The sequence below is a fragment of the Cuspidothrix issatschenkoi CHARLIE-1 genome (assembly GCF_002934005.1).
Classification (GTDB): domain Bacteria; phylum Cyanobacteriota; class Cyanobacteriia; order Cyanobacteriales; family Nostocaceae; genus Cuspidothrix; species Cuspidothrix issatschenkoi.
Genome location: NZ_PGEM01000160.1, coordinates 1 through 10801, shown reverse-complemented (window position 1 = coordinate 10801; position 10801 = coordinate 1). Strand labels below are relative to the sequence as shown.

The following is a 10801-nucleotide window of genomic DNA, read 5'->3' as shown; positions in this document are numbered from 1 at the left end:
CTCCCATCACCAAACTGAGTACAGTTTTGGTGGGGGTCTCCTGGAGGTTTAGATGAATTTTTGCAACAATACAGATTGTTGGCAATAAAATATATGTTTGATTTTAGGTTTTAATTGTATTCTAGTTAAGGTCAATTATTATTAACGCTTGTATAAAATATGGGGTTTTCAATTGTTACTATAGAACAACGAGAAAAAGAGGCTAAAGCATTAAAGAGTTTTCTTGTCTATAGTCTAATTAGTTCAGTAGCATTACATACTGGGGTACTAGCTTTATTTATTAACAAGTTTTTTCTCAAAGCACCTGAAGTTACAGAAGCACCAATTGAAGTCACAATTCTCGAAACCATACCCCAGGAAATAGTACAACTACCACTGGAAATCAAATCTTTACCACAAACAAATTCCGGTGGAGGTGGTAATCAGGGAGGGGGAATTTCCACCTCTACAGAAACAGCTATTAATATCATCAAATCTTCTGTTGCACCCATCACTCAGCAGAAACCCCCCAAAACCACTAATAACTTGATCACCAAACCATCTCAACCCCTAACTACTTCTAAACCAACAACCACAACAAACCCAGTCACAACAGCATCAATTGAAAACACCACCCCTGAACCAACAAACACAACAAACCCAGTCACAACCGAACCCATACAAACAGCAAATACAATACCCACAAACATCACACCGTTACAGTCAGAAACTCAAACCAATACTAGTTCCGATAATATTCCTAGCAACTTAACTACCTCCACACAGTCTCCAGAGAAGAAAAATATTATCAGTAATTTAGGTGATCATAGTTGGAGAAATATTTTAGGTAAAGGTACTAGTCCTGGTGTGGGGAATGGTACTAGTCCTGGTGTGGGGAATGGTACTGGTCCTGGTGTGGGAAATGGTACTGGTCCTGGTGTGGGAAATGGTACTGCTCCTGGTGTGGGAAATGGTACTGGTCCTGGAAATGAAACTGGAAATACACCAAAACCAGAAAATACACCCATAGCTACCGCACCCAAACCCCCCAGAGAAAATGGTTTTAAATTGAATCGTGCAGATTGTTTAGAATGTAAAATTAAATACCCAGATAAAGCCAGACGGCGGGGAGTAGAAGGCAATCCAGAAGTTGCCATTGATACTGATGCTCAAGGTAATGTTACGCGAGTCCGGTTAATCAGTTCCAGTGGTGATAGTGAACTAGATGAAGCTGCCCAACAAGCTGCTCAACAGTGGAAATTAAGACCCACAGAAGGGGGAAGAGAAGGGGTAAGAGCTTCCGTTAACTTTGCTATAAAAGGCTCTCAACGCCACCGTAAACTTCAAGAACGTCAAATAGAAAAACAAAGGGAAGTCGCTAAGAAAAAACCTGAAAAAGAACCTACTACTCCCACTGTCATCGAATCTCCCCAACCCTCTCAGAGAAAAACTACTCCGATTGTGACTGATATTCCATCCGAAAATACCACTAGACGCAAACAAGAATCTTTATCTTCTCCACCTAAACCAGTCTCACCACTTCGTCAGACTATAGAACCTGAGAAACCTAAACCTCCTCGTATTTCACCCCAGCCTGTCAAATCTGATACAAATAATCAAGTTGATGAAGGTAGATCCGAAAGAGTACAAAAAAGCCGTAAACGCTTGGAAGAAATCCTCCGTCGTCGTCAAAAGTCCTCTGAGTCACTACCACCAGAAGCACCTACACAACCCCCATCTGAGACTACATCATCCACTGAGTCCAATAGTAATTCAGAAAATAGTAATTAGTCACCAGAAAATACCTGAATAATTTGATCATTCGGGTATCTGGATTTTTATTGATTCAACTATGACAGGTTGTCTTTTGACACCGTTAGCATGAACAGAGAAAATCTCAGTTGATAATTTTTTACCTGGTGTGAATTCATAAATATGAATAAGAGTTTTTTTTTCCTGCCAGTTTCTTTCCTGATGATACTGGTGGTATGTCCTGTTATGGCTGCTGATAATAAAAAAGCAGTAAATTCAGATATTCCTAATTTAAGGGAAATTGAATTACCCGCCACAAATGCTAAATTATTAACTCAACAACCAGCAGAAAATGAAGTAGAATCGGAAGCAGATATCACACCTACAAATGATGCAGATATTTCTATAGAAGCTATTGGTGAAAAAGATATTATTCCCGAATCTACTCCCATCTATGTAATTGAGAAAGAAGAAATTCAAAAACAGGGTGCAACCAGTGTTGCCGATGTTTTGAAAAAAATGCCGGGTTTTGCCATTAATGATGTCGGACCTGGTGCAGATATTCATACTGGAACATATTATCGAGGTGCATCAATTAATCAATCCGTATTCCTGATTAATGGCAGACCAATTAATACAAATATCAGCACCTATCACGGTAGTACAGATTTAAATAGTATTCCCGTAGAAGCCATTGAAAGAGTCGAATTATATAGCGGTACTGCATCTTCTTTATATGGTTCTTCTACCTTTGGCGGAGTTGTTAATATTATTACCAAAGAAGGTTATGGTAAACCAAAATTCAATGCTAGTGCAGAATTTGGTTCATTAAACTTAAATAATCAACAGTTAAGTTATAGTGGTTCAAGCAATAAAGTCAAATATAACTTTAGCTTTGAAAGATTTTTTGTAGATAACCGTTATTCTGTACCTGTGGGTGCTGCAAATAGAGATAGTGAAGGAAAGTTATTTAATGCAGATACAGCTACCAGCACTTATTTTGGTAGTGTAGGTATAGATTTAGATCCTAAAAACTCCTTGAATTTAGATGTAACTACCCTGAGTAGTCGTCGGGGGTTAATTTATTTCGGTTTTCCTTTACAACGAGATAGATTAGATCATGATGGTTTAAATGTTGGGTTATCTTGGAAAACTAAATTAGGTAAGGGGGAAGATTCCAATTTAACAACTACATTGGGATATAACCGAGATTATTTTAGCACTTATGGACCGACGGCACCGACATTTTACCGCACTGGAGTTTTAGATACACAGCAATTTAAAGCTAGGATAGATCATGAATGGAAAATCACTCCAAATAATCAATTACGCTGGGGGTTAGATTTAAAAAATACTGATTTAATGGGCGATGTTGTGAGTACGAATCCTACCCTAATTCCTAAAAATGAAAAAGAAGATAGAAGTGTCTTTAATACAGCTTTATTTGCTGTCAATACTTGGAAAATTAGCGATGCTTTACAAGCAGATGTAGGATTAAGACAAAACTTTGATAGCCAATTTGGGAGTTATTTTAATCCTAGTTTTGGTGTACGTTATGCTATTAATCCAGCTATTGCAGCGCGTGGAAGTTGGGCGGGGGCGCAGCGCAACCCAGGGTTAGATCAATTATATGTGTTTGACACAGTTCATAATTGGAATCCTAACCCCAATTTAAAACCAGAAACAGGTTCTACTTGGACTGCGGGAATAGATGTCAGATTATCTGAAAATTTGCTAGGACAATTTACTTATTTTGGTAGTAGTTTAGATAATCGTTTAGCTATTGACTCCACTACCCAAACATGGACAAATATTGGTTTAGTAGATACGAATGGTTTAGAAGCAGCATTACAATTTAAAATTGCGCGGGAATGGTCAACTTTTCTCAACTACACTTATACAGATGCTCAAATCAAAACGGGAACAGAAAAAGGATTGCAGTTAGGCTTAATTCCCTACTCTTTACTACAAACTGGTATTGGTTATCAAAAGAATGGCTGGCAAGCTAATTTATATGCTACTTATAATAGTGGCACTCGTCGTTCTGTTTTTAGTAGAAATATACCGGGAGAACGGAGTACAGATTTTGCTCCATCTTTCTTTAATTTGGATTTTAGTGGACGTATTCCTCTAAATAAAAATTTGGGTCTAACTTTTTATTTGGAAAATCTTCTCGGTGAACAATATGAAAGAGTGAATCGAATTTATAGCCCTGGTTTTACTTTCCGTTTGGGTTTAACTTCCAGTTTATAGAATTTTGTAGATTTGGTTGGGTTGCGCTGTCGCTTAACCCAACCTACGGTTCTACGCTTCTAGATCAATTCCTAATTCTCGCAATTTAGCAGCTAATTTTTCTGCTCTTTGATGTTCTCTATCTGCCCTTTGTCGTTCTTCCTCTGCTTTTTGTCTTTCCTGCTCTGCCCTTTGTCGTTCTTCCTCTGCTCTTTGTCTTTCCTGCTCTGCTCTTTGGCGTTCCCGCTCTGCTTGTTCTGAACTCCACAGTAGTAAATTACCTGATTTATCCCACCAACGCAGCCAGTTCATAGTTTGCCCTAACCTTTCCCCAGACCAGATTCCCAGATATAATTCTAGTTGTGGAATCCATACCCGTCCCTGTGAATCTGCGGAGTGAAGCGTATATTTTTTATCTTGCAAATAACGTGCTTCTAGACTACCTTCATAGGGGTCATAGGTGATGTATGTGGGTACTTGCAGAATCTGTTCGTAAAAATGCAGTTTACCATAGGGTGGCGTTGATCTAATGGATAGTTCCCCTCCCTCTGCTTCCGAAAGAAATTCCATCACAATTGCGATCGCTGCACCATCTGTATTAGGGGTATAACTACGACGAATTACCCCCTCTGGTACGGAATGTACTTGGGGAACATAAAACCAGTCGGGAGCTTTGACGATAATCTTTTTATTAATTGTTGCTACCAGCCCCAAATTCGAGCCAATCAACATTTCCGGCTCAATGTATCCTGAAGCTCCCAAAGCATCGGTTAAAGCCGCAGCAAGGGCGGGTTGTTGAATATTTTCCACAGGATCGTCTGGTAATATAAAGTTAGCTGGTAGGGGTTCCCAGATGATGGTTGCTTTGGCTTTGATAGACGGGGCTTCGAGTACCATTATATTAACCCTCAACCAGAAATGTTTGTGCAAATTAACTAGAGTATAACAGAAGGCAAGAGGCAAGAATCCTATTTGATTTGTAAACACTGGAAGAGTGAGATCCCCGACTTCTTAGAGAAGTCGGGGATCTTGTTGTTCATCACTAATTTAGGATTGCTATATCAAAGTTTGATCCCGAATTTCCATTCCTATGATCATCGTTCAATTTTTTCACCAATCACTAATTGTATTCTCATCCCAGATTTGCAATTTCAATTCTTGCAAATAGTTTAATCCATTTTGAATTTGTGTTTCTGTTCCTTGCAAATCTAAGTCAAACCAACCATCACCGACAGCATTCTGTCCGAGAATTGCGGCTTTGATATTGACAGTTAACCCATATTCAGAAACCAGGCGAGAAATTACTGGTTCTTGATGATGATTTTGAGTAATTCTCATGCGAATTCTCTTATTTATTAGGATATTTTGATTATTCATCACAACTCCTTAAATGTAATTTAATATCTGTCTGAAAATTGCTCTGATGAAACTAGATTTTTAATAACGAACCGCAGAGGACACGGAGAAAAAGATTACTTATCTCTATTGTTGATTTGATCAATATTCTGAGTGCTGAATTTTTGAAAAATTGGTAAATCGCAAGCATTACGAATTACCAATTAGGAATTATTCAACTTCTTTAATGTGAGTTTTGCGTTCTAGAATTTCCTTCAATACTAAGGTAATAACAGCTAGGAATGCTAACAATACGGCAGCAGAAAAAGCTGCTTCTGTTTCATATTGTTTGTAAGCATCTTCTACAAATAATGGTAAACTCTGGGTTGTATTGGCAATGTTACCAGATACCACAGAAACCGCCCCAAATTCACCCATGGCTCTAGCATTTGTTAAGATTAAACCGTAGAGTAAACCCCAACGAATACTAGGTAAAGTAACACGCCAAAAAGTTTGCCAATCATTTGCACCTAATGTTCTGGCGGCTTCTTCTTGATCTTTGCCAAACTCTTCTAAGATGGGAATTACTTCCCTAGCAACAAAGGGCATACTCACAAAAGCAGTAGCTAGTACCATACCGGGGAAAGCAAAGATAATTTGGATATCATGGGATTGTAACCAAGGACCAAACCAGCCCTGTCTCCCGTACAATAGGACTATCATTAAACCCGCGACGACTGGGGAGATGGAAAAGGGCAAATCAATGATACTAAGAACTATAGCGCGTCCGGGGAATTTATGACGAGCGATCGCCCAAGCTGCACATAACCCAAATACCGCATTTATGGGGATAGAAACTGCAGCCAGTAGTAAAGTTAACCAAGCTGCATGGAGAAATTCGGGTTTTGCTAAGTTAGATAAAAATGGTCCTGTTCCCTTTTTGAAGGCTTCAAAAAAAACATTAATAGCTGGAATATATTCAACCAGAAATAAGTAAGCGATCACAATCCCAATTAAAACTGCTGGAACCCAACTTTTTTGTTTTGGCTTTTTTACCTTATCTACTGTCATATCTTCTTGCCCAAGCTTGTAAGAAATTAATTGCTAATAACAAAACCAAAGAAATTCCTAATAAAACTACACCAATGACTGTTGCACCAGAATAGTCATACTGTTCCAAACGCTGGAAAATTAACACAGGTGCAATTAAATCTTGAAATGGCGTATTAGAAGAAATAATTACTGTTGAACCATATTCTCCCACCGCACGGGAAAAACCCAAAGCCACACCAGTTAAAATTGTGGGAAATAAAGGGGGGAAAATTACTTTCCAAAAAGTCTGCCATTGGGAAGCACCCAAACTCCAAGCAGATTCTTCAATTTCCGATTCCATTTCTTGTAATACAGGTTGTACAGTTCTCACTACAAAGGGTAAAGATATAAATATCATTGCTACCCCAACCCCTAAACGAGTAAAGGATACCTTAATTCCCATTGGGGCTAAAAGTGAACCCAACCAACCATTATCACTGTAAACCGTTGCTAGTGTTAAACCTGCTACCGAAGTCGGCAAAGCAAACGGTAAATCTACGGTGGCATCAATAATCCGTTTGAAAGGAAAATCATAACGCACCAAGACCCAAGCAATCAAAGTTCCAAACACACCATTGAGCAAGGCCGCACCCAATGAAGTCACAAAGGTAACGTTATAAGTTGCCAGTGCTAACTCATTAGTGGCAATTTCCCAAAACTTGGCGGGAGGTTCTGTACTAGCTTTGAGAAACATGGCCACAACAGGAATAAATAACATGAAAGTTAGATATCCTATAGTAATCCGCCAAGTCCAAGGAAGACGAATCAAGTTATCTAAAAATACCTTCCAAATCGGAGGTTTAATATTAGTTTGTACAGCAGGAGATACGCTCATAAGTCAAAAGTCAAAAGTCAAAAATTAAAATTACCGCTTATTCTTAGCTTGAATTTGGTCAAAAATTGCCCCATCATTAAAGAACTTTTTCTGAATTGCATCCCAACCGCCTAATTCTTCAACTTTACTTAAAGTCTTGATTTGGGGATATTTTTCCGCAAATTCTTTAGTTTTAGCTACTGTTTCATCTACAGGACGAAAACCTGCTTTTGCAAATTCTTTTTGTGCTTCAGGAGTAAATAAGTATTTAACAAAAGCTTCCACTACTTCACGATTATCATGTTTATCAACATTCTTATCAAGAATAGCAATGGGATTATCAATGGAGATATTCACATCAGGGAGAATATAATTTGGTTTTTCTCCCTTATCTGCGGCTAAAACAATTTCATTTTCATAGTTGATTAAAGCATCTCCCTGACCCTGTTTAAAAAATGCGTCTGTGGCTTCACGAGCATCTTTAGTTAACACAGGAACGTTTTTATAAACTTTAGTTACAAACTCAGTAGCTTTGGCCTCATCTCCACCAGTTTTAATGACTGAATTCCAAAGTGCGAGAAAATTCCAACGCGCGACACCGGAAGTTTTTGGATCTGCGGTAATTAGTTTAACATTGTCTTTGGCTAAATCAGCCCAAGTTTTAATCCCTTTGGGGTTGCCTTCACGAGTAACTAAAGCTGCTACAGATTTGGTAACAATACTATTATTGGGAAATTCTTTCTCCCATCCAGGCTGAATTAATCCCGCTTTCTCAATTTTTTGCGTATCCAGAGCTAGAGCTAGATGAACAATATCTGCTGGTAAACCATCTACTACAGCGCGTGTTTGTGAACCGGAACCACCATAGCTTTGTTTAAATTCCACAGTTTGATTATGTTCCTTTTGCCATTTTTCCACAAATTTGGGAATAATTGCCTCATGAGCAGCTTTAGTAACAGCAAATGACACCAAGGTTATTTCTACCTTTTGTTTTTTACCACCAGTTTCACCAGGAGTATTACTGCTGTTTGTCCCAGAACAAGCAGCAAGGGATACACTCAAAAGCGTTCCTACTAAGAAAAATGATAGAAAGCCTTTAAGCGAATTTGGACGAAATCTCAATTGCCATCTTTTTAATAATTGCTGCCACAAATTCATTATTTATCCTCCGGTGAAACTACGATTAATTAGTGGTACAGGACTTACGCAACTGGAACATTGGTAGGGTGTGATTCGACAAGCTCACCAACCGCGTCAGACTGCATAAATCCTGTAAATAAACAGATTGTTGATATCTGACGCACCCTACAACAGATTTTTAGTGTGGCACTTACGTAAGTCCTATGGAAATACCATTATTGCAGGTATTTGGTGATCAACACCAGCTAAAACTGCATATTGGCGATAGGGAATATGGTGATTTTATCAGTTTCACATAAAATTACAATGCCCCTAAATGATAAGTATCAATTTTTAATTATCTTTGATTTGGGTTTATATAGAATAAATACGTATATATTTAGTTTAATAAATAACTCAAAAATATTTAGCTATTAGTGAAATCATGCTTTTAAAGTCCTTCTCTAAAAGATATTTATAGATAATTGCCTTTAAAATTTTGAGTTAAATTTAATACACACAATTCTCGATAGAAAAATAGTTGTTTTTCAGTACAAAACCTATTGATTTTATCAATTACATCTGATACGCTCTTTTTTTAGAGATTAAATACGGTATACCGATTAATTTACCGTAGATTACAAAACCAATTTAAGGCCATCCCATGACAGACAATTCTTTATTCGTGCAAACAAGAAAGTCATTATTTTCTACATTATTCTTAGCAACAGGTTTAAGTATCAGCACTATTTTTCCTGTTTCAGCCGCTACTTTGCAGAAACCACAACTAATTAGTCAAAGCGGGAAAAAGGTGGAAATTACCCTTGTGACTTACGCTGTCACCAAGGCTGCCTATTCCAAAATCATTCCCCAGTTTGTAGCCAAATGGAAGAGGGAAAAAGGCCAAGATGTTGTCATTCGGGAAAGTTACGGAGGTTCTGGTTCTCAAACCCGTGCGGTTATTGATGGTTTACCGGCAGATGTAGTAGCTTTAGCACTAGCATTAGACACGAAAAAAATTGAACAATCAGGTTTAATTAAACCAGGTTGGGAAAAAGAAGCTCCGAATAACTCAATTGTTACCCGTTCAGTAGTTGCGCTAGAAACTCGCGCTGGTAATCCCAAAAATATCAAAAATTGGACTGATTTAGTTAAACCAGATGTTAAAATTGTTACTGCTAACCCCAAGACATCAGGTGGCGCTAGATGGAATTTCCTCGCTTTATGGGGCGCTGTAGTTAAAAATAGTGGTAATGAAACCCAGGCGTTGAAGTTTGTAACAGATGTGTTCAAAAATGTAGTTGTATTACCCAAAGATGCCCGGGAATCTAGTGATGCTTTTTACAAAAAAGGTCAGGGTGACGTATTACTAAACTATGAAAATGAAGTCATTTTAGCTGCACAGCAGGGAAAAACAGATACTTCCTACACAGTTCCTCCGGTGAATATTTCCATAGAAGGCCCTGTTGCTGTTGTGGATAAAAATGTTGATAAGCGGGGGACTCGTGAGGTTTCGGAAGCTTTTGTTAAGTTCCTGTTTACTCCAGAAGCACAGCGCGAGTTTGCTAAAGTTGGTTTTCGTCCAGTTAATTCTACTGTAGCTCAGGAAGTAAAGAATAAATTCCCCTATATTGCCAGACTCTACACTGTAGGTGATCTTGGTGGTTGGGGTAATGTACAGAAGAAATTCTTTGCTGATGGTGCTATCTTTGACAAAATTCAAGGTGGAAGACGCTAAATAATTTTCTCCGGTGGGCATTGCCCACCAACCCTGATGCGGAAAATGTAAAATTATGAATATGAACTTTATTATTAAAGATTATGACTATAACTAGGGTTTGCTGAAAAAGTCTTTTCGTGAGGGCTAGGAGTCAGGAGGAAGAATTAGGAGTCAGGAGTCACCGAGTCAGGAGTCACCGAGTCAGGAGTCACCGAGTCAGGAGTCACCGAGTCAGGAGTCACCGAGTCAGGAGGAGATAAGAATAGTCTCGAATCTGAGAAAGTGATAGGTTTTTAATCTAGGTTTTTGGTTTATTCGGCAAGCCCTAACTAGCGATCGCACAATTATCTTAGATGAGTTTCTTAAACTACCAGAAACTAAACCTTGACATAGTATCAATAATGATACTATGATTTTTGCATGGCACAAATTGAAAAACTTTTAGCCGAAATAAAAAATAATCCTAAAGATGTAAAATTTACTGATTTAGTAAAAATTTGTAATCATTATTTTGGAGAACCTAGACAGCAAGGAACAAGTCATTGTGTCTATAAAACACCTTAATTTGGAGATCCAAGAGTTAACATTCAAGAAAAGAATGGAAAAGCGAAAATTTATCAAGTTAAGCAGGTTTTAGCAGCCATTGAAAAAATTGAGGATATGGAAAATGGTTAACTACGACCACTATACATATAAAATTACCTGGTCAAGTGAAGATCAAGAATTTGTAGGATTATGTGCTGAATTGCCTAGTTTAT

Annotated in this window: 9 protein-coding genes; 4 read left to right on the top strand and 5 right to left on the bottom strand. The window is 38.1% G+C overall.

The features are described 5' to 3' along the window. Positions 1-159 precede the first annotated feature (159 nt). Positions 160-1770, top strand: a complete 1611-nt coding sequence (locus CUN59_RS18450; RefSeq protein WP_104389220.1) for an energy transducer TonB — start codon at positions 160-162, stop codon at positions 1768-1770. A 144-nt stretch (positions 1771-1914) separates the two neighbouring features. Next, a complete protein-coding gene (locus tag CUN59_RS18445) occupies positions 1915-3984 on the top strand; it encodes a TonB-dependent receptor plug domain-containing protein (protein ID WP_104389219.1) in 2070 nt (689 codons plus the stop codon). A gap of 51 nt (positions 3985-4035) precedes the next feature. On the opposite strand, the gene CUN59_RS18440 is transcribed toward CUN59_RS18445, so the two are convergent. From CUN59_RS18440 to CUN59_RS18420, 5 genes are all read right to left on the bottom strand, one after another. Further along, on the bottom strand, positions 4036-4860 hold the full coding sequence (locus tag CUN59_RS18440) for a Uma2 family endonuclease (RefSeq protein WP_104389218.1): 825 nt from the start codon (positions 4858-4860) through the stop codon (positions 4036-4038). A gap of 213 nt (positions 4861-5073) precedes the next feature. Next, a complete protein-coding gene (locus tag CUN59_RS18435; RefSeq protein ID WP_104389217.1) occupies positions 5074-5340 on the bottom strand; it encodes an NIL domain-containing protein in 267 nt (88 codons plus the stop codon). A gap of 189 nt (positions 5341-5529) precedes the next feature. Then, on the bottom strand, positions 5530-6369 hold the full coding sequence (gene cysW / locus CUN59_RS18430; protein WP_104389216.1) for a sulfate ABC transporter permease subunit CysW: 840 nt from the start codon (positions 6367-6369) through the stop codon (positions 5530-5532). Beyond that, positions 6356-7225 carry a sulfate ABC transporter permease subunit CysT gene (gene cysT, locus CUN59_RS18425; RefSeq protein ID WP_104389215.1) on the bottom strand — a complete coding sequence of 290 codons (870 nt, stop codon included), beginning with the start codon at positions 7223-7225 and terminating at the stop codon, positions 6356-6358. The genes cysW and cysT overlap by 14 nt, the downstream gene beginning before the upstream one ends. Positions 7226-7255: 30 nt before the next feature. Continuing rightward, positions 7256-8362 carry a sulfate ABC transporter substrate-binding protein gene (locus CUN59_RS18420; protein ID WP_104389214.1) on the bottom strand — a complete coding sequence of 369 codons (1107 nt, stop codon included), beginning with the start codon at positions 8360-8362 and terminating at the stop codon, positions 7256-7258. Between the two features lie 625 nt (positions 8363-8987). On the opposite strand from CUN59_RS18420, the gene CUN59_RS18415 reads away from it, so the two are divergent. Both CUN59_RS18415 and CUN59_RS22165 read left to right on the top strand, forming a co-directional pair. Then, positions 8988-10061: a sulfate ABC transporter substrate-binding protein gene (locus tag CUN59_RS18415; protein WP_104389213.1), complete on the top strand. Its 1074-nt coding sequence runs from the start codon at positions 8988-8990 to the stop codon at positions 10059-10061. 402 nt (positions 10062-10463) lie between these two features. Then, entirely contained in the window at positions 10464-10607 is a 144-nt protein-coding gene (locus CUN59_RS22165; protein ID WP_243406984.1) for a hypothetical protein, read from the top strand. The last annotated feature ends 194 nt before the right edge of the window (positions 10608-10801 follow it).

Coding starts and splice junctions, on each gene's coding strand:
- CUN59_RS18450 (WP_104389220.1), top strand. CDS start 160: ATGGGGTTTTCAATTGTTACTATAGAACAACGAGAAAAAGAGGCTAAA.
- CUN59_RS18445 (WP_104389219.1), top strand. CDS start 1,915: ATGAATAAGAGTTTTTTTTTCCTGCCAGTTTCTTTCCTGATGATACTG.
- CUN59_RS18440 (WP_104389218.1), bottom strand. CDS start 4,860: ATGGTACTCGAAGCCCCGTCTATCAAAGCCAAAGCAACCATCATCTGG.
- CUN59_RS18435 (WP_104389217.1), bottom strand. CDS start 5,340: ATGAATAATCAAAATATCCTAATAAATAAGAGAATTCGCATGAGAATT.
- cysW (WP_104389216.1), bottom strand. CDS start 6,369: ATGACAGTAGATAAGGTAAAAAAGCCAAAACAAAAAAGTTGGGTTCCA.
- cysT (WP_104389215.1), bottom strand. CDS start 7,225: ATGAGCGTATCTCCTGCTGTACAAACTAATATTAAACCTCCGATTTGG.
- CUN59_RS18420 (WP_104389214.1), bottom strand. CDS start 8,362: ATGAATTTGTGGCAGCAATTATTAAAAAGATGGCAATTGAGATTTCGT.
- CUN59_RS18415 (WP_104389213.1), top strand. CDS start 8,988: ATGACAGACAATTCTTTATTCGTGCAAACAAGAAAGTCATTATTTTCT.
- CUN59_RS22165 (WP_243406984.1), top strand. CDS start 10,464: ATGGCACAAATTGAAAAACTTTTAGCCGAAATAAAAAATAATCCTAAA.